Consider the following 20,802-nt stretch of genomic DNA (forward strand, 5'->3'; position numbering starts at 1 on the left):
GTCGTATTTTAAGGTTTATATTCAATATTGCGGTTCTCTCTTTCAAACATGCCGCTGATGCAACAGCCCGTATCCGTTCTTCATGGTCCTGCGGCGTTCACGGATCGCCTCCAGTTCGCCGAGATTCCCGATCGAAGGCAAGTCGTTGCGGCGGGCATCCTCCAGGAATCGCCAGGCATATTCCGAGGCGATCGCCGCATCGCGGAAGCTCGGAAGCTCCCGGCAGCGTTCGCCGCTCTCAAGCGACCGGGCGAAGCGGCGGCACAGCACGTCGATGTTCTTGCCGCCATAGGGCTGAATCAGCCGATGCGTCTGCGTCACGCCGTGCAGTTCGACGACCGCAGTCTTGAAGTCGTGCGTCATGCGTGCAATCCCCTGCGTACCGATGATGTCCACATAGGAGTTGTGGGTCTGCGTCTGGGCCAGTTGCCCGTAGACGTGTCCCTGGGTTATGTCGAACACCACGCCGTTCTCGAACGTACCGTGGCACTGGAGCCACCACGGGTCCTTGTAGTTCCACATGCGCACGGCCTGCGCATGCCACGTCTTGAACTCCGAACAGGCATACCAGCGGGCGATGTCCACGTAATGCATCCCACAGTCATGAAACGCAGGTCCTTCGTATTCATGCCCTTCGCCGGGGGCCAGCCCCGGAGTCATGTGGCATACCCGCACAATCGCCAGTTCGCCGATTTCGCCCTGTGCAATGAAGTCTTTGATCGTCTTGTGATACCACGAATTGCGCAAATAGAGGTTGACCGTCGAAAGGAGCGGAGTGCTTTCAGCCAGTTCCACAGCCTTCCACTCGTTCTCCATGCTGTCGGCGATCGGTTTTTCGGCGATCACATGCTTGCCGGCGGCAAATGCCCTTTCGATCTGTTCACGACGCGAATCGGCCAAAGCGAAGAGTCCGACCACCTGAACTTCAGGATCGTCGAAGATGATCTGCTCATCGGATACAACCTTTGCCTCGGGAGCCACCCTACGGGCGAGTTCGCAGGCCTCTTCATTCACATCACAGATATAAACAACCTCAAACTTTCCACTCTTCCGCATCTCTTCGAGATAAAAGTTTCCCATGCGGCCGAACCCGATCAAGCCTGTTTTTATTGCAGCCATTTTTTGTGCCGAAAGGTTAAGTACAAGACAAAAATTGCAGTTATGGTTAATTAGTTGATTATCAGCTTATTATATTTTAAAAAAATCCTTGGAAAGTTCAGTACCTTTAAAGAAAAGGTCCCGGAAAAGTTCCCGCTTTTCGGATGAAGACAACTGAACCCAAGAATTTGGTCAAAGTTAACCAAATCCTCCCAATTATGCAAGAGCATTTTAAAAAAAATTGATAAATTTGGCACGCATAAATTTCATGGCTTGCATGCTTCATGCCTTATGTGTGGTACAGACCGTAAGCCTCCATAAGCTTGCGGCGGCAATGCCGGCTTCTGTCCAAAGGGAGCCAGGATCAAACTTGTCCATAATACCGGAAATACGGAATAGCGGTAATTCTACAACCAGAAACTTTATTTTATGCAAACGGTTTCCATATGCGGATGTCTATAAAAGCCATTGATCCAATTTGGATGCCGCCATGTGGCGGCACCCAAATTGGACAGGCTGTCATAGTGTGGGATTAAAGTGATGTAACGACTTGATTTATCGAGTCGTTACATCCTTGTATAGAAGAATAGGCAACGAGAAGGTAACGGTTTATTTTCAGCATCTTGCGCTCGAATACCGCATTTCAAATAACTAATTGCAAGATACGAAAAAAATACGGATTTGACAAATTTGCTAAAAAGGGCGGTATTCTAACGCATGGATATTCCATTTTCTCAAGCATACAAAGTTTTGTTGGAAGAAATAGAACAAGAAATTATCATTAGTGTCAGAACACAAAATGCTCGAACAGTTTTATGTGTCAGTTATGATGAATGAGAATCATCGAGACAGAAACAATCATTAACTTATTTTTTCCTCTCAAAGAAGAGTTCGGGCAATATGATCTTTATCTCTTTTGCAACTTTCTCGCTCTGCCAGTAGACAATGAAATTTACCATTGCACGTTTTAATTCGTACCCTTGCCTATGCAGCCTTTCATAATGTTCCGACATAAAATTTCGAGAAAATTTCAACACGGATTGTCCATTTCCATCCAAGCATTCGTCTCCCCTGACATATAAAGTATCGCCGCTTCTGATGCGAGCGATCTGTGGTTGTCGTTGAATGAAATAATCCAGCCATATATCGCTGTGAGTCAGGTGTATCGCCAACTCTTCCGGCGGCGAATAATCGATTTTATCTTCCATATATTCAACATCTTCCGAAGAAATACCATCGAGGAAATCGGAATTCAGGTGAATGGTCAGGTCCCGTCGTGCCCTTGTCATGGCAACGTACAGTTGTCGGATTCTTTCGTCCAAAGACAAATTGAAGTTGTTCAGCATCAAAAAAACATGATCGAACTCTTTGCCTTTTACCTTGTGGATCGTCGAAACGAATATAGTCTCTCCGCTTTCACCGAAGAAATCATTCAATTTAGACTCTCTGATAAAAAGCTCCAAATCGGATTTGTATCTTCTTTTAGGATTTATCGTTTCAAAATCCCGAATTAAACCCAAACAACTTTCCAGTTTACTATTGTTCTGAAACACGGTTTGCAACTCCTTCTTCGCCTGCTCCCATACATCATCGTCAATCAGGAAAATATCTTCCACCGAATGTAACCGGGAAAGAAAAAAATTGATTTCATCGAGTTTCAACAAGCAGAATCCGCTGTTATCCTGAATCAATTGTGCCGGCATCCCGTTTTTAAGCAGAAGCCCTGACACCTGCAAAGCCTCGTCATTCGTACACGTAAGCACACAAACGCTTCCGCGAAGTTCGACGGATAGAATCACAAGCCCCGCGAGAAGACCTCCGTGATGAGCCGCATCCCGCTGCTCCCGGCCACGCTCGAAATACTGCGCCGCTACGAGCACGACGAAGTATGCGTCGCACGATCACGGGTGCTCCCCACGCCGAGCAACCAGAAGATGAACGCCTACATGAAAGAGATCGCGGCCGTGTGCGGCATCGACAAGGTGCTGACCACCCACTGCGCCCGCCACACCTTCGCCTGCATGGCCGTCGAATACGGCATGCCGATCGACGTACTGGCCAAGATTCTCGGCCACTCGAACACCAACATGACGCGCCACTACGCCAAATTCTCCGAGACGGTCATCGGCCGTGAAATGGAGGCGTTCGGCGAGCGGCTGGCGTCGGCTACTTGATACCTGAAAGGATTCGGCCAAAAGCGCTCCTCGAATGAGGGGCGCCGACGCCTATCGCTGGCTCTCTTCAATCAGAGAGTTGCGCAGCAGATCCAGAAACCGTGTCAGCCGCAATTTGCGGTTGATGACCCCACGGCGGCACTGAATAGGATTGTTGATGCGGACGTTGAACATCCACGAGAACAACTCGACCAACTGTTCCACATTGGCACGGGTACCGTCGATACGCCGTCCCACGCCGGCAGTATGCAACGCCGTAATCAGCTCCATGAGATCCGTCGGCGTGAACGGCTCGGCCAGATAGAGCGTCGAGCAGGGTTTGTCGCTCTGCGGCAACCGGTCCGTGACCGCAGGATGCTCGATACGCAGGTAGACCATCCGTATCTCGAAGTCCAGATGCGCGACGGCACCTTCCCAAAGCGCAACAAGCGCCGCCGGACGCCGTTCCTCACAGGCACACAGCCGCACGAGCCGGTTCCGGGCACGGGACAAGGCGTGTAGCATGTCGAGCGGCGTACAATGCTCCGATGCAACGAAACGTTGCACACTTCCTATAAAACGCGCATAGGACGCTTCCAAGCGTTTAAAATCGCATGGTTCGGCACCGTCCTCCAGCGACGTGCAAAGCTGTTTCACAAAACGACTCTTTTCCAAAAGGCGCAGATTATGCGATATATTCTTTTTATCGGGTTTCATTTTTCAAGATTTTTTTTGTTTTCTGTTTCTGACTTACAATTCCGTGTGGGCAAAGTCGCAGGGCAGCCCCCGTGAACGGAAGGCGGCGTCACGACAGAAAACATCGAACCCCGGAGTTCGAAACTCCGGGGTTCGATAACGGGCGGGCAAACCAACGCTCAATATTATTTCATATTAAGGGCAATACAGACAGTACATTCTACACGAGGGAGGATTCAGAACACGGCGCAGGCTTCGAGCGAGATGGTTGCCAGATGCAGACGCCTACCGGCGCCTGCGACGGCAAGAGGAGCCATACCATAGTCCAGCGACAAGCGCACCCCGAAATTACGGGTAGCCAGAAACGTCGAGCCAAGACCCGCACCAAGGGCAAAGCCCTCACGCCATCCTGCCGGGAGGGTCCCCGCGGCTTCGTTGCGCTGGAAGCCACTGCCGCCCAGCAGGCGTCCTCCGAGAAGCCAGCGCGCCGAAAAAGGCCACGAACCCGCAACGGGCGTGGGATTGAAGAGATGTAACAACTTGATTTATAAAGTTGTTACATCTTTGTATGGGAGAATAGATAACGAGATGGCAACGGTTTATTTTCAGCCTATTGCGCTCAAATACCGCTGCGAACTTGCAGGTGTTGCAATCATAGAGATCGTTCAGTGTTGTACAACTCGACCAATGTCCATAAGCTACACACAGAAAATAGGGAAACCATATTCCACCGTGCATTTCAGTCGCAAATTATCCCGAAGGACAACTTCCAGCAGCTACAGATCCTCAGTTGGCAAAAGACGACTGGCTCGACTTCTTATGAACTGGCTCCCAAAACCACTACCATAATAGCAAAAGGCGAGAAAAAGCAGTTGCTCAAATTGAAATCTCAAGTCGTAATACAAACGGGTAGTGTTTCAAAAAGTGTGTCTGTGCAGGCGCCTTCAGATTCTTCAGATATGCAAATATAGCGATTCTTGATTTAGAACAACACGCCGCGGCGTGTTGTTCATATTTTTGTGTTATAGTCTTCACTCGGGGAATAATTCCCGATCCAGGTCGATCCGCGGCACCGGCCTCAGGTAGGATTTCTTATCCATGGCCGTTTTACCCATCAGCAGCAGTACCGACTCCTCGCTGGGCATAGCTCCCCGCATGCGTGTAACCCGTCGAAAATCCTTCTGCAGACGCTCGATCCAGTTCGTCGTGTAGATCATCGACTGAATCCTTGCCTCGTAATTCAGATAGGTGAAGTAGGCTTTGTAGGCTGGGTCTTCGCCCCGTCGTCGAAAACTGCGATAATCCTGACCCCATTTCTCACAGAGCGCCTGCCATTGTTCCCAGGCTCTCTCCACCGTATAGCTGCGATCCCCCGTACGGAAGACCTGTCGCAGATCCTCGGCCAGCTCTCCCTTGTCGCCGTTGCGCACGCAGCTCAGCAGATTGCGTTTCAGGTGCGTCGTACAGCGTTGCAGCGGGGTTCCGGGAAAGATCGCACTGATGACATCCTCCAGACCCTTCAGCCCGTCGGCACACACCAGGCCGATCTTCCGAACGCCTCGTTCATGCAGTTCTGCGAGCATCTCGCCCCAGCCCAGGGCGCTCTCCGTGGGCTTGTTGAAGATCCCCAGCACTTCACGCCGCTTGTCTTCACGCACAGCTAGCACCACATAGAAAGCTTCTGTTTCTACGCTCCGCTTGCGGTGGATCTTCATGTGTACGCAATCGATGAAGACGATGGGGTAATAAGCCTCCAGAGAGCGCGTGAGCCATTGCGAGACATCTTCTCGGAGGTAGTCCAGCATCCGCGAAATGCTCGCCTTGCTGTAGTGCTCGCCATAGATATCCTGGAATACCTCGCCAACCTGTTCCTGCGTAAGACCTTTCGTATACAGCGTTCCGGCAAGGCGTTCGCATTCATCCTCCTGATGGCGCAGGATCGCCAGAATCCGGGGATGAAAATTCCCGTAGCGATCTCGAGGTATCCGGAACGTCAGCGTACGGCCATGACCGTAACTATGCCCCGGACGGAAACCGTTGCATTTATTTCCTGATGCGGAGTTTTCCCGGAGATATTCCCGGCGTTCCGAGACCATCATACTCTCCAATAAGATCTCCAACAGATCCTGAAGACCATTTTCTCGCTCCGAATGTTTGCATATTAATTCGGAAAGTTGTTCCTTTGTCAACACCATAAGTCTACTCCTTTTTTAGTTTTTTGTTGGTTCCCTAGACAAATCTAAAAAATCTGTAGACTTTTTTATTTACCCTCCACCAGACACACTCTTTGAAATAGTATCTACAAACGAAACAGTTTCATGAAGTGACGTTGGGCACATTATCGTATTATAGACAATGCCGATTTTACACGCGCCTCTTGTATGGTTCGCTTCATTCCAACCATCTTAATATCGCCGTGATTCGGAAATAGTGTATGGCTGCGATCATGTGATAAGTCAAGAAGCCATGCTATATACAGAATTAATTCAGGGCTTTTGGAGCGGATAGACATAAACTATCATCCGTTGGCTAGAGTCAATTCTTTGTGTGGGAACACACTGCATCGGAACACCTATTTCGAGGAGATGGAGAATATCATGAATGCTTTCGCCGCTGAATGTAGCATGATAGCGCGTTTCGGCAAGAGATGAATCCTGAATGACGAAATCTACAGGATATATTTGCGACAGACGCGCAAGCACAGCGTCAAGACGGTCGTTGTTGAACATCAGTTTACCGTCCTTCCAAGAGTATTTTCTTTTATTTTCGGGGTCCTGCGATAATTCCGCGGAATTACCTCTAATACATAGACGCTCTCCGGGTGATATGACGAAATGCCTATTGGCACCGACATTGACATCAACGTGCCCTTCAACCAGAGTGACGTCAACCGAAGACTTTTCGTAAGCATTGACATTAAATGCAGTACCAGTGGCTATTATGTCAATGTCGCCGGTACATACGATGAATGGATGCTTTTTGTCGGCTTTGACCTCGAAATAACCTTCGCCCTGAAGAACGACACGCCGTTGGTTCTCGTCGAACACAGCCGGATATTCGAGCGAACTGTTTGCGTTGAGCCATATGTGTGAACTATCGGGCAACTGAGTCTGCAACAGCCCCCCGAACGGTGTCGATAAACTCAACATAGGGATACTACCGCCTTCCGAAGGCGTGCGTAATAGCAGGTAGGCTACTGCCACGGATAAGATAGGTACCATTGCCGCAGCAATACGCAACACAGACAAGCGTCTGGGAAAACCTTTACTCATCTTTCGGTGGAGATACGACAACGCCTTCTCGGTGTTGATGCTGTCAGGAGCAAATGGAGGATCCAACACTTCATGCAGGGCGCGTTTCTGTTCGAAAATGCGCCGATTGTCAGGCGATGCTGCCAACCACTCTTTGAGCAGAGAAGACTCACGCTGGTCGGCGGTACCTTTCAGAACGTTTTCGATTATGTGGTCTATCTCAGGAGATAGCTCGGTGTATGTATTCATATCCATATCAGTTCAGGAATAGAAATAATAAAACAATCAACCAATAGCGGTTAAGTATTTTTCGGAAATGGTTTTTAGTCCGTGCAATGCGGTCTTCGACTGTACGCACCGAAATACCCAATGCAATGGCAATTTCGATGTATTTCATGCCCTGATGGTGGCTCATGTACCATGTTTCAAACTCATTTTTGCCCAAAGTTGCTTCGGCAAAGGATATGAGCCTTACAAGGTCGCTGTAGAACAATGGTCTCGAAGTGTTATTATCGTCTATAAGATACGGTAACATTGAGAGGTACTCCGAACTGTAGCGTTGAACTATGGCCTGATGATGCAATTTGTTGAGGCATGCGTTCTGAACGCTTCTAAGTAACCAAGATTTGAGGTTCAAGACTTCCGGCATTATCGCGCGTTTCTCCCATAGTGTGAGAAAAACCGTTTGTGCGATGTCTTCGCAGTCTTCACGTCGTCCCAAAAACCGGCCGCAGAACATCACGATATCAACATAATATCTTCGAAAAATACAATCGAAAGCCCGGCGGTCGCCTTCGCATACCGCCGACAGCAGAAACTTATCTTCATTATCGTAATTATCTCGGCCCATTATACGATTTTTGCTTTGTGTCACTTTAGTGGGGTGATGGATGCATGTGGGTTATTCTTTACTAATTTTTGCTGCGAAACCTCCACCGGGAGCAAGGTGAATAGTCTTTACAAATCCGACTGGCTCTTTTTCGCGTCTGTAATCGGTGGCGTCACGATGAGCGTTGCGACCGTCAACATACCAGTCGCCAACATAATCACCGTCAGGCAGGAATGAAAGGTCGATTGTAATGTCTCGCGCTGTCCAATTGGTGATTCCGCCAATATACCAGTCGTTACCTTTGCGGCGCGCCGTTACACAGTATTCGCCCATTTTTCCGTCGAGTACTATCGTTTGATCCCACACTGTGGGAATGTCGGCTATATAGTTAGTACACTCTTGTTCGCTCTCATAGTTTGTAGGCGAATCGCAAAGCATGTTCAAAGGAGAGTCAAGCACGGCATAAAGAGCGAGTTGGTGGCAGCGCGTGCCCTGACTCATAGGTTGAGAGTTGCAGGGACGGTAAGTCTCGCGGGTACCGTTGAGCATAGCCCCCTGAGTATAGTCCATAGGGCCGCCAGCTTGGCGTATGAACGGAATGAAGGTATCATAGCGAACTTGGTCAAGGCTGATATCGTAGCCTTTGAGACGTTCGAGTCCGTTAACGCCTTCTGTGTTGAGTACGTTGGGCCATTTGCGGTTTATTCCGGCCGGCATATGAAAGCCGTGCAGGTCGAGCACCAAGTGATATCGAGCTGCCGTTTCGGCAGCCTTGTCGATAAACTTTTCCAGTTTTTGGTCGTTGCGGTCGAAGAAGTCGACTTTAAAGCCTTTAATACCCATGTTGGAGTAATGCCGGCACACTGCTTCGAGGTCTTTCTCGAAGGGCGCGTAACCTGCCCACAATATGATACCCACTTCTTTGTCTGCGGCATATTTTACTAAGTCTGGCAAATCAATTTGTGGCGCTACGCTGAATAGGTCGCCACATCCGGATACGCTCCAGCCGTCATCCATGATTATGTATTCTATGCCGTTTTTGGCGGCAAAGTCAATGTAATATCTGTAGGTATCCTGATTAATGCCGGCCTCGAAGTCGACGCCTTTGATATTCCAGTTATTCCACCAGTCCCACGCGACTTTGCCGGGTTTGATCCACGAAATATCCTCGATACGACAGGAAGCAGCAAGTTGGTAGGTAAGCTGGCTTTGCGCAAGGTCTTTGTCTTGGTCGCCAATGATTGCGATACGCCAAGGCAATGTGCAAGCGCCGTTGAGACGTGCAATGTATCCTTCACGTTCGTCAACAATCTTCTGAATGTTTAGATATCCGCCTAGACTCTCCTTTTTCGGATAACGCGGCAGCACGCCTTTAAGCGTCGTTTTCTCATCGCTCAGAAGAAAAAGGCCGGGGTAACAACTGAGGTCGCTTTCTGTCAAGAGCACCTTGACATCGTGGGCTGGCTCTATGGCCAGTGGCAGAAACGCCATGCGTTCAGGGTCGAGCTTGGAGAGCGGAACTTGCACGTATTCATTTTCGAATGAATTAAAGAACTGGGATTCTAAATCGTTGCAACGGTCTTCGCGGATATATCCTACTGTTGCCAAAGCATCGGAGTCGAAAGAGTACAACACTTTTTCGTCGACAACGTTGACGGGATTTTCGCCTGTATATATCCAACGGTATGCTACTCCGTCGATGTAGGCGCGGAACTCAATTTTCCAATTTTTGTCCGTATTGAAAGTGAGTTGATTGTACTTGTCTGCAATGAATGAATTGCGGTAGAAGGGCGACTGCAATGTGGCGTCGCCGCTTTTCGCTTCGGGTGATCTGGCGATGCCCATGTTTCTCCCGTTTTCGAGCCGAAGGGCGGCAGAGCCCGTAAACACATCTTTACCGTTGAAAGTAACAACATAGTCGAGATTCTCGCTGATGGTAGCTTTGATGGCACCGTCGGGCGAAACGAGTGTGTGGTCGCGAGATGTGGCTGGCAGAAATATAGCCGAAAACAGCAGCAAAAAGATTACTTTTTTCATTCGTGGTATATTGACTAAGTAAAGTTATAAATATTTAACGGGAAAGTAAAGAAATTGCAACTGACAAATCGTTGACAATCGTTGCGGAGGACACAGCGGCACTCATACCCACACTGCGAATCGGGCCAAGGGCGTTTTCGAGTCTCTGAATACCTTGGATATCGCCGTCAGCGGTCATGAATTCGCGCAGCAGGCGTATTTTCTCGCTGAGTTGTATTCCCTCGACAAGGCGTTCGTAGCGTACCGACGAGCGGCCGTCGGGATAGATGAAGAAGGTGTCGCCAGGGCCAAACATACGCCAGCGAGTGTCGGTCATTGGCTTATCATTCCAATTTTGGAACGACCAATGCAAATATCCGTCATAGCCTACTGCGGTTGAGTAAACAGGAAGGAAGGAGCTGTCGGCAGGATCGTTGTTGCTGAACTGCCCTGGTGCGGGATCTGCACAACAGGTGTATCTCATGCTTACCATGCCTTTGTTGCGCCGGCGTTGCAATTCTTCTTCACTGAAATAGCTGTTGCGTCCGAGTGAGTAAATTGCGAGTGCGTCGACGAGTTCTGGGTGATAGCTCCCTGCAAGCCCCATTTTGAAGCCGGGCACGGCTTTATTGGCAACGGCGAGGGCGTCCAACATTTGATCGAGACCACGTTCATCCATGAAGATATATGATTTTTCAAACCAGCCTTTTTCGCGCAAATGCATGGCAAGTGATTGGAGTGTTGCCGTCCATAACTCTTTATACTCGGACGACGATGTAGGAGCGTCAAGGAAACGATACTCACCCGAAACACTGTCGAGATAGCGAAATTTCATCTCCCAAGGTACCATAGTGAAGCAATCTATAGCCTTATCTATGCCTTGCCCGGCCATAAACTCCACATATCTGTCGAAGATGGTATAGTCAAAGCTCCACGTTCCATCGGATTCGCGCACGGTCTCGACCATAGGCTCGAATTTATCATTGCTTTGTTCGCCCCACGGTTCGTAGAACAGCACGGTGGTGACCGCCTTTTGCCCTGCACGCGCCATGTATTCGGCATATGGTTTAAGAAGTTCAAGGTGTTTGTCGCTCCATGCCGGCACGTCGTAATAGCGCGATACGGCATATGGCTGTTGCCACAGGTCGAGATAGAAAGCATAGTCTTTCGGCTCGGGTAGAGTACTACCGAGTACATCAATGCCGAGCCTGATTTCAGTCAAGGTCTTGTCGCTGCCGGCCTGAAGGAGCGAGAGGGTTGCATTATAACGTCCCGGCGCTATGTCGCGGGGCACTTCTACTGTACACCATACGGGTCGCACGCTGTTAGGCGGCATTGAAACAGTGGTATTGGGAAGATCTATCATGTCGGCTATCGTGTATGCCGGAATGGTATCGACATCGAAATAACCGCATGCCCGCACATCGTTTGTCCATACATAGCGCATGAGCATGGCATTTGAGCCAGTCAACGTTATCTTTTTGCCATCGTTGTCGGTAAATTCCGACAATTCGACCCTGACTGGACCCATTGCCTTACGGCTTACTACAAGTGCCTCGATTCCTATGCGTTCTCCTCGCCAAGCTGTGATAATAGTGTCTGTGCAGAGACCTGACGGAGGTGTCGCAAATTGACGGTAGTGCTGGTCTTTCGACACCCAAGAGAACGTGAGTGCTTTGCCGCGTTTTTGCCAGCCCGACTTATCGACCGTCGATGTATCTACGGGCTCTGGATTGTTCGGCGAGATCATGGTTTGGACTGTTACCGCAATCATTGCGGCCGTTGTCAGCAGAAGTTTCAACATATTAATTTTCTAATTTTTTAATTGTACCGCCATCAAAAATAACGGCAAGCGATGAGTGGAGATTGGTATACAGAGTGGTGATTTGCGGCTCGTCGGCAATGACGTGCAGGCTAACGCCACGGCGTTCAGCAGAGCAGTTGTAGGCACCGATGCTTCCGTCCGGGCGTTCAATAACAAAGGCGTTGCAAAGTACGGTTTCAGCAATGAACTTGAAACACTCGTGCACGTCGTTATCCGACGATACAATGGTCTGCCAATCGGCAATCATTGGCACATACTGTTCGCCTATGATGATTTGACGGTTAGGGTAACATTCTGGGTGCGGATTGCCGTAGGTGTCGTTGTCTGCTGTATATGCGTTGTCAGGTTCACACACCTGCACTGCCTGCACGAATGGATCGACGACAAAGGCCCAATTTAAGTCGCCTGTCTTGTGGTCGATGAGTGCGGCGAAAGCAGTTGCAGCGTCGAATGTTTCGCGAATCCACCGTTCCTCGCCGGTCAGCAGATAGGCGTAGTAGGTTGCATAGGCACGCCAGGCACTCCATCCATGTGGCGACGACAGCATGTTAGGCAGCATGAAGACATCGTACTGTGCCTCCCAAAAACGCAGCGTGCCTCCGCGGCGTCGAGCATCAGATACCCGTAACTGCGTGAGACAGTCGTGACCATCGAGCAGTTTGAGCATGGCATCAGTATAATATCGCCGGGTTTTGTAATCGTTGGTGCGCAGAGCAAGTTCGCCAAGTTGCAGAGCCGAGCAACTTATCATGCCGTCTTCGTAAGTCATCTGACCTTCAGTCTCTAAATTACCGTCGATGGCGGCGAGACGATCGATGGCGCGGTGAGCTGATGCTTCAAGTCGAGCCGCTTGTTTTTTTCGTCTTGCAGCGCGCTCGGCGTCGGCAAACTCAAGAAGGCTTTTTGCAGGATAGATAACAGAGGTATAGTCGGTATTTCCATTCATATATGCACCATCGGCACGCTGGCAACTCATCAGATAGGCCGCGAGGCGCTCGCCCAGATCAAGATCGGCCTCATTACCATAGGCCATATATCGGTCGGCAAGCATGCCGATGGTCGATGAAACATTCTGTATGCGATACTCATATTTGTACGGCCGTCCTGTTGAACGATCGAAAACCTTGTCGATTATCAGATCAAAACGGCTGTTGAGCACGCTATCGATTGCCGGATCGGGCATAATACGGGCAGCCTCAAAAGCAGAGTGGAAGCCATACCAACTCTCCACGTGAGACGTCGGTTTTTGCTTGTAGCGGTCAGCGGCGAGGCGTGCCAGACTGAGGGTTTTATGCCATGGATTGCGTACTGCAACACTTCCATTGGCCTGACGGCGGCCATCGCTCACTTCAACAGCCATGATACCGGGTTCTGTGGCGCGGAATCTACCGCGCCACAAGGTAGTATCGATTCTTTGTAAACATATCTTTTTACCTCCTACGGTCATCTCGGGCGCAGTGCCCCACACATCGATTATGAGCGTGTCTCCGGGTGCGCATGAAGTACGCTCCATTGCAATCACAGGCGCACCGGTATAGCGGTAGACTGTTTCTTCGAAGCCGTCGAGGCTATCGAGATCGATGATTTTTACAATCCATGTACGTTCTTCACCCGGTTCAAGTTGCCATAGGTAAGGATGATGTTCGGGCAGAGGACCGCGGCAAAGCATATCGAGGTTGAGACACTCTATGCGATGGCCGTAGAACCAATGCGGAGCCGGATCCTGATAGCCGAGGTTGTAGTCGAGACTCCACGATGCTATAGGGTCGGCCGACACTACGGCTTTTACCTTGCCGCCGGGCGACTGCATATAACCATAGAAATGGTCGGGCTCACACACAGCCAGAGTGGGAAAGAACTTGTCGTACCAATCGGGATATTTGTCCATATACGTATCTACGCCGAGTTTGATACCAGCCTTGATGGGTTGGAAAGGCGTACGGCGTGTGTTACGCAGATGTAGTGTGACGATCTCAACCCGGTCAGCACTATCTATCGTAATTGAGTATTCGATTCCTTCGGCAATGCTATCGCCCCCAGCCTCTATGGCATAGAACCGGTGTTCGGCTCCCGATACCATCAAAACAGCAGATAGTGCGATTAATGAAACGATATATTTCATCTATTGGAAAACGCTAAAAGATTATTTATTTTCAAGAGGTCGATAACAGTATCCTTCAGCTTCGTAAAGTGGCAGAAGACATCTAAGCCGACCAATGAAAGCGTCAAAATCTTTCGGGGCGTCACACCATTGCAATTCAGCCAGTGCCGCCATGCGCGGAAGCGCCATATATTGCACTTCACGGAAGGAAGGGATGAACTCTGTCCACACATTACCCTGAACGCCGATTACATTTGCCGCTTGTGCGGGAGTGAAATATTCGGGCACGGGTCGATAGGCATATACCGAGTCGAGTGGAATTTTGCGCCAATAGGGGGCGCCTATGGTATCTCCTTCAGCATATTGGTAATCGAAATAAAGATGCGTGTTGGGTACCTTGATTACACGGTAGCCATGTGTGGCGCCGTCCTGTCCGCCGTCTTGCGGGCCCCGCCACGACATTACTACGGCCGTAGTGTCGAAACCATTATCTATGATTTCATCCCAACCTATCACGCGGCGGCCTTTGGCTGCGAGTCGGTCGGCAGCATACTTCATGATATGGTTCTGAAGTTTTTGCTCGGCGGTACTATATGCGTCGTCCTTCAACCCTAACACATGTATTTTCGATTGACAGGCAGAGCATTTTTCCCACTTGCCATGGGGAACTTCGTCGCCGCCTATGTGTACATATTCAGACGGAAAAATATCGGTTACTTCGTCGAGGACTTCGTCGAGAAAAACATATACGTCCTCGTTGCCAGCACAAAGGATGTCGTCACTGACGCCCCAGCGACACATCACCTCGTAAGGGCCGCCGGTACAACCCAACGATGGATAGCTTGCGAGTGCCGCTGCCATATGTCCGGGCAGGTCTATTTCGGGAATTACCGTGATATGGCGGTCTGCGGCGTATGCCACGATGTCGCGCATCTCAGTTTGGGTAAAACAACCGCCGTAGGGAATGCTGTCGTATTTTTCGCTTGTGCCGATTATGGTGCCGCTGCGCACAGAGCCTATCTCAGCGAGTCTCGGTCGGCTTTTGATTTCCATTCGCCACCCCTGATCATCGGTGAGATGCCAGTGGAAGTGATTGATGTTATGCAACGCCAGCATATCGATATACAACTTCACCGAATCGACAGGGAAGAAATGACGTGCGCAGTCGAGGTGGGCACCGCGGTAGGCAAAGCGCGGAGCATCCTCGATCATCACAGCAGGATAAAGCACATCTTCTCCCTTACCCCCGCGAATCGCCTTGCGCAAGGTTTGCAAGCCATAGAAAGTGCCCGCAGCATCAGCACCGTCAACCACTATGCTGTCGGCGGAAACCGTGATACGGTATCCTTCGTGAGTAGCATTGCAATTGGAAGCAGTGAGCCTTATATACCCTTTCGACGGTGCTTTGCCGATTATGGCTGGGCGGAAGCCCGTAAGAGTCTCAATATATCCGGCAAAAAGCTCAGCGTTGACAAACTGTGTACTGTCGGCAATCACAAGACAAGTCGAGGGAGTGAGGCGGAAGTCACCCCCACTACTTGTAAGTATAGAACAAGGCAGTGGCACTACGTTGTAGTCGGCTTCGACAGCCGTTCGGTGTGTACACGATGCAGCAACAGACAAAATAAGCGTATAGAGGAGTTTTTTCATAAGTATTCAAAAACATATCCATACCGTATAATTCATGCTTCACACGGCATGGATATGTGGTGATATTTGTTATAAAATAACCACCTTGCACACGGCAGAGCCACGGCACTTGATGTTGACATCCTTAACGGAACCAACTGCATACGCCTAAATCGAAGTATTCTGCAAATACGTAGCTATCAGTGGCGATGCTGTCGATGCCTGCCTACATGTTTTCGGTGATTGTCATTTTTGCAGATTGTCAGTTACTTTTATACGTGACGATCGCTTTGGTAATACCATCGATATATTTTATGGTCCAGACTCCGGCATAGGGAATGTTGAGATAGCAATTGTTTTTCAAATCCTGAGGTTTGCCCCACGCAGATTCTTCCATGGAAAGAGGTATGATGGATGTGCCATTGATTGGTCCGTCGGGGTTCCAAAGGGTTCCGTCGGCCTCTCCGGCAGCTATTTGTTCCGGAGTTGCGGTATATACGTTCAGCGACTCTTGCTGTGTTGTTGTGATCACGAGTGTGGCTTCGCCGTCGATAACATCGACTACCGCCTTCGGATTCTTCGGATCCGAGTTAGTGACCATACCGTTTACATCGACATTCGACCCCAGCAAATAGATTTTTTCAGGCGTATCGGGGCGAGGAGCAGCCTTATACGTAACAATTGCTTTGGAGATATCGTCGGTGTATTTTATGGTCCAGATTCCGGCACAGGGTATGTCAAGGAAACTGTTGTTTTTCACGAACTGAATTCTGCCCCATGCAGATTCTTCCATGGAAAGAGGTATGATGGATGTGCCATTGATTGGTCCGTCGGGGTTCCAAAGGGTTCCGTCGGCCTCTCCGGCAGCTATTTGTTCCGGAGTTGCGGTATATACGTTCAGCGATTCTTTTTGGGTGGTTGTGATCACGAGTGTGGCTTCGCCGTCGATAACATCGACTACCGCCGTCGGATTCTTCGGATCACAGTTAGTAACCATGCCGTTTACATCGACATTCGATCCCAGCAAATAGATTTTTTCAGGTACATCGGTACCCTGTGTGTCATTTGTTAGTTTTACGATTTTACAGCCATGAGCAGGCACGGTTGGGTGCAGTTCGGAAGCCATACCTTCGTTGGCGTGACGCCAAAGGTCACGTACCTTGTATTCGCCGGAAAGACCGAGTTCAGAGAGATGCAGAGAAAATTCCTTGGGCTCGTCCTCCCGGTTGAAAAAGCCCACAATATGGCTACCGTCGGTCATGGTACCGTGCCATATATTGCTGCCTTGGCTATTAAGGGTTTTGTCGAGTGGATGACCGACAAAACGGTCGGTGTTGAGAGCCAGCATCTCGATGTTTGTATAAAAGCGTAAATTATCGCCGATGGTCGTGGGTCGGTCGCTAGCAGCAATGGGGCCGCCAGCAAGCAGTTGCAACGAAATTACAAACTCTTTCTCAGCATCGGAGGCGTAAGTATTGAGACGTGTGAAGTCACCGTCGAGTATCACCTTACCTTTGCCGGCGAGGTGACTCCAGTAGGTGAAACCGTCGAATTGATTCCGGCAATTAGGCCAATTGGGCCAACTCTTGCCTCTCTCATAGCCGGAAGTAAAACTCCATGTCCCATCCCATGTATCGCTTACTATACGAAACATGTTGCCGTATTTCGACTCAAGTTCAGCGTCGTTGTAGAGGTTGGGCATTACAAGTGAGAGAAAGATACCGTACTTTTTAGCCGACTCGGCGCACCATGATAGTGCTTTGGCATAGTTCACACGACCGTAACCGGGACCACAATAGTCTTGTTCGAGACGGCTGTAACCATCCTCATACCAGTTGAGGAAATCCATACGAATCATGTCGACACCCATTTCATGATAGTATTTAAAGAAACCGTCGATCCATTCGCGTGCGCCCGGGTGTGTAGCCAGTCCCCAAACATGCCATTTGTCCTGATGACCGGGGTGCTCCACAAAATCATCGCTATTAGGGTCATAGATCAGCGAGCCTGCGGTATACTGCGTTCCCGGTATCAGTACATCTTTGTCACAGTGTATCCACATGGGGTTGTCGTAAATACCTACGCGTATGCCACGCTCATGCGCTGCTTCGACCAAATCCTTTAAAGCCAGCGATGATTGGTGAGTCATGTACGGCGAACCATTTTCAGCGCGGAATGTGCCGGAACCGTCTGTACACACCATGTCGTAACCATAGGGCAGCAACTCTTTCTTTACCCAGTCTAGCACTTCTATCCATTGTTCGAGAGTATATACGCACTCATCAGGGCCGCGGCCTTCGGATTCGCCGGTTTTCATATATTCGTATATAGACCAGTATAGAGGTGCCTTATAAGAGTGCATATCCTCTATCTGTGGGAGCGGCGGCAGTGAGACTTTATCGTAACTCGACGGGGCCTTCATTTCGTTGAAACCGTTATCCTTGCAGGCGCCCACCAACAATATGGCACACAAAGCCAATACCAATACAGTTATATATTTTACTTTCATGTCGTTATCCAATGTAGTTTCTATTTAAGATTCATTTGGGAGGTCTTTATGAAATATTTACCAGCCTCGACCTACCAGTTATTCTTCGTCCACCTTGCCGTCATATATACTGCTATAGGTGTTGTTGCCAAGGTTAAAACTGAGAGTGTAGTAGCCGCGTGTGGTCACTTTCCACTGTTCATCGGGAGCGTCGCGGCGCGGGGCCTGCATGGGTCTGTCGACGATGGTCTCCGTACCGATTTCCTCTCCATCGACTAGGGGATGCACAAAGGGTTGAGCCCAAGTACCTATTTCGAAGCAGAGTTTAAATGTACCCGGATTGAGGATACCACGATAGATATACACGTTAGCTTTATCTTCAGAAGGGATGAGCTGGTCAGGATTGTTTATATCCCAATCGGGATTGTTAGGCGTAACGTCGCCGATAAGGTATACGTTGCTCAACGGCTCTTCGGGCTGCTCACCTTCGTAGATGCTGCTCCATGTGAAGTCTCTTAAGTCGAACGTCAGCGTATACACGCCGCTATCTGTCACTTTCCAAAGTTCGTCTTCTCCACCTTTTCGCGGTGATTGCATCTTTTTATCGGTTACATTCTGGGTACCGATAGGTTCATTGTTAATCATGGGGTGAATGAAAGGTTGTGCCCATGTACCGGTTTTGAAGCAAAGTTTAAATGTCCCCGGATTGAGAACGCCCTGATACGTCCACAAGTAAGGGTCTTCTTCCGACTGGACAAGCAGGTCGGGTTTATCGATGTCCCATGTCGGATTATTGGGCGTGGTATTACCGACAAGGTAAAGCGCCTTGACTTTCGATGGCAACTCGCCGCTGAGTACCTTCAGTTCTTTCTCGCCTTCGCATGCCGTGGCGACAAAGAGACACAAGGCTACTGACGACAAAAGTATATGCTTGATTTTAAACATCGTAAATGCTATTTTAGAATTAATATCCGGGATTCTGTTTCAAATTGCTGTTGGTATTAAGCACCTGTGTGGTCAGTGGGAAAATCTGATAATGGTCGTCGGCGTCGGGATTCTTGTCCCACCAGCGGCCTGTCGAAAATTTGCCGAAGCGTATGAGGTCGGTGCGCCGACGTCCTTCAGCAAGAAACTCGCGGCCCCACTCATCGAGCATCTCGTCCATATCGAGTTCAGCTTCGCCTTCGGGTGCGTAGAGTACGGTGCTGTAATTCTTTTCAGGATAATAGCGGCGGCGAACGGTATTGAGCAACTTGGCTGCGGCATCAATTTCGCCTTTGCGGAGTTTGCACTCTGCAAGCGAGTAGATTATCTCTGGAAGACGTATTTCAGCGTAGTCACTTTCGAGTTGGCCCTCGTCACTGTCGGCATAGAACGGATATTTGGCGAAATGCCATCCAGAATTATGGTCACCGGTACTGAGATTGCTTTCCTTGTTGTTGGGCCACTGGGTCGGAGCCAAGTCGTGGAAAAGGCCGACAGCGTCGCGAATATAGATCGTATAGTTCTGTCCTGTGGCCGTGAGACGTTTCGTTTTGCCGTCTTCCTGATATTCAAGATAGCCATAGACGAACATGCCTTCGCGCCTGCTGTTGCCGAGATTGCGATATTTTACCATTCGGCAGTCGTCGGGGTATTTGCGGAACTTGTTCACGGTCATGCCTAACTCATAGTTGTAGAGTTTGCCGTAGAGGTCGTAACTGGGCGAACAGGCGAACTGGGAATTGTGTGTACCGGCCTTGCATCTAATGTCGCCGAAATACTTATTCGAGTTATGAGGTACGGTACACCAGTGGGTTTCCTGCTGATAAGCCCAATAGGTATATCCTCCCGACGATGGGAAGCCAAAAATCATTTCATCGCTGGTGTCGTTGTTCCAATCGAATACGGCATCCCAGCGGTCTTCGACTTTGTAGGGCCCGTATTCACCGTCGAGGATTCGTTGTGCATACTTTGCGCAGTCATCATAGCGGTCTTCGCCAATCCATGCTTCCGCGTTGAGGTAGAGACGCACAAGCAATGCGGCAACGCCAGCCTTGGTCCAGCGTCCCTGAACATTTGACTGACTACCGAGACTCTGTTTCTGCTCGATAGGGTCGAGACATTCGAGAAGCTCTTTTTCTATGAACCTGAAGGTTTCTGTGGGAGGAGCCTGTTTGATATCTTTGGGCAACGATTTGCTGAAATCCGTCCAAATGGGGATATTGCGGAATGCATCGAAGAGCTGAATGTAAAACCATGCACGAAGAGCGCGTGCCTGCGCAGTAAAATTGTTGAAATCAGCTCTGGTAAGGCCGAAATCGTTTGGATTGAGACGCGCGAGTTCTTCAATGACGAAATTACACTCACCCACGCCCTGAAACCCGGCAACCCACATTCCGCCGATATGGGTATAATAAGGGGCATATTGATCATATTGGTGATATTGCAACATACGCCATACGCCGCTGTCGTCCCACCAGCCGTCACGTTGCGGAGTAATCAACTGGTCGCCGGTCAACTCCTGTGGGGTATGGAATTGAGTAACTGTCCAATAGGCGTGTTCGAAAGGGCGATAGACCACACGTTTGACGTCGAGTGCGGTATGATAGTAATTCTGCGTACCTACAGAACTATAGAGGGTCTCGTCAAGGTCGGTGCATCCCGCAAGGACGCCACAGACCACTATCGTTGATAGTATATTGCGGATTAATTTCATGGTCGTTTGATAGTGATG

General features: G+C 49.6%; 14 protein-coding genes and 2 pseudogenes. 2 read left to right on the plus strand and 14 right to left on the minus strand.

Annotated elements, in window-relative coordinates; genetic code table 11:
* Positions 1-42 precede the first annotated feature (42 nt).
* Positions 43-1,119, minus strand: a complete 1,077-nt coding sequence (locus ABGT65_RS01885; protein WP_346699512.1) for a Gfo/Idh/MocA family oxidoreductase — start codon at positions 1,117-1,119, stop codon at positions 43-45.
* Between the two features lie 143 nt (positions 1,120-1,262).
* On the opposite strand from ABGT65_RS01885, the pseudogene ABGT65_RS01890 reads away from it, so the two are divergent.
* A pseudogene (locus ABGT65_RS01890) lies at positions 1,263-1,471 on the plus strand (IS4 family transposase); the annotation flags it as partial.
* Between the two features lie 493 nt (positions 1,472-1,964).
* On the opposite strand, the gene ABGT65_RS01895 reads toward ABGT65_RS01890, so the two are convergent.
* Positions 1,965-2,801: a 3'-5' exonuclease gene (locus ABGT65_RS01895; RefSeq protein ID WP_346699513.1), complete on the minus strand. Its 837-nt coding sequence runs from the start codon at positions 2,799-2,801 to the stop codon at positions 1,965-1,967.
* Positions 2,802-2,894: 93 nt separating this feature from the next.
* Between ABGT65_RS01895 and ABGT65_RS01900 the strand changes: the two are divergent.
* Positions 2,895-3,272 (plus strand): annotated as a pseudogene (locus ABGT65_RS01900) (site-specific integrase); the annotation flags it as partial.
* Between the two features lie 51 nt (positions 3,273-3,323).
* Here the strand turns inward: ABGT65_RS01900 and ABGT65_RS01905 are convergent.
* From ABGT65_RS01905 to ABGT65_RS01960, 12 genes are all read right to left on the minus strand, one after another.
* The gene (locus ABGT65_RS01905) at positions 3,324-3,908 is read right to left on the minus strand and encodes an RteC domain-containing protein (protein WP_346699514.1); all 585 of its coding nucleotides are present in this window, start codon (positions 3,906-3,908) and stop codon (positions 3,324-3,326) included.
* Between the two features lie 275 nt (positions 3,909-4,183).
* Positions 4,184-4,486: a hypothetical protein gene (locus tag ABGT65_RS01910; protein ID WP_346699515.1), complete on the minus strand. Its 303-nt coding sequence runs from the start codon at positions 4,484-4,486 to the stop codon at positions 4,184-4,186.
* A 492-nt stretch (positions 4,487-4,978) separates the two neighbouring features.
* Positions 4,979-6,142 carry an IS256 family transposase gene (locus ABGT65_RS01915; RefSeq protein ID WP_346699516.1) on the minus strand — a complete coding sequence of 388 codons (1,164 nt, stop codon included), beginning with the start codon at positions 6,140-6,142 and terminating at the stop codon, positions 4,979-4,981.
* A gap of 291 nt (positions 6,143-6,433) precedes the next feature.
* Positions 6,434-7,447: a FecR domain-containing protein gene (locus ABGT65_RS01920; protein ID WP_346699517.1), complete on the minus strand. Its 1,014-nt coding sequence runs from the start codon at positions 7,445-7,447 to the stop codon at positions 6,434-6,436.
* A gap of 7 nt (positions 7,448-7,454) precedes the next feature.
* Positions 7,455-8,048 (minus strand): sigma-70 family RNA polymerase sigma factor, encoded by a 594-nt coding sequence (locus ABGT65_RS01925; RefSeq protein WP_346699518.1) that lies wholly within the window; start codon positions 8,046-8,048, stop codon positions 7,455-7,457.
* Between the two features lie 51 nt (positions 8,049-8,099).
* Positions 8,100-10,064, minus strand: a complete 1,965-nt coding sequence (locus ABGT65_RS01930; RefSeq protein ID WP_346699519.1) for a glycoside hydrolase family 97 protein — start codon at positions 10,062-10,064, stop codon at positions 8,100-8,102.
* Between the two features lie 34 nt (positions 10,065-10,098).
* Positions 10,099-11,847 carry a glycoside hydrolase domain-containing protein gene (locus ABGT65_RS01935; RefSeq protein ID WP_346699520.1) on the minus strand — a complete coding sequence of 583 codons (1,749 nt, stop codon included), beginning with the start codon at positions 11,845-11,847 and terminating at the stop codon, positions 10,099-10,101.
* 1 nt (position 11,848) lies between these two features.
* On the minus strand, positions 11,849-13,990 hold the full coding sequence (locus tag ABGT65_RS01940; protein WP_346699521.1) for a hypothetical protein: 2,142 nt from the start codon (positions 13,988-13,990) through the stop codon (positions 11,849-11,851).
* Positions 13,991-14,011: 21 nt separating this feature from the next.
* Entirely contained in the window at positions 14,012-15,619 is a 1,608-nt protein-coding gene (locus ABGT65_RS01945; RefSeq protein ID WP_346699522.1) for a beta-N-acetylhexosaminidase, read from the minus strand.
* Positions 15,620-15,860: 241 nt separating this feature from the next.
* Positions 15,861-18,119, minus strand: coding sequence for a hypothetical protein (locus tag ABGT65_RS01950; protein WP_346699523.1), 2,259 nt, complete (start codon positions 18,117-18,119; stop codon positions 15,861-15,863).
* Positions 18,120-18,185: 66 nt separating this feature from the next.
* Positions 18,186-19,031: a SusF/SusE family outer membrane protein gene (locus ABGT65_RS01955; RefSeq protein ID WP_346699524.1), complete on the minus strand. Its 846-nt coding sequence runs from the start codon at positions 19,029-19,031 to the stop codon at positions 18,186-18,188.
* A gap of 19 nt (positions 19,032-19,050) precedes the next feature.
* A complete protein-coding gene (locus tag ABGT65_RS01960; RefSeq protein ID WP_346699525.1) occupies positions 19,051-20,784 on the minus strand; it encodes a RagB/SusD family nutrient uptake outer membrane protein in 1,734 nt (577 codons plus the stop codon).
* Positions 20,785-20,802: the final 18 nt, after the last annotated feature.

Origin of the sequence: uncultured Alistipes sp., assembly GCF_963931675.1 — a bacterium.
Classification (GTDB): Bacteria; Bacteroidota; Bacteroidia; order Bacteroidales; family Rikenellaceae; genus Alistipes.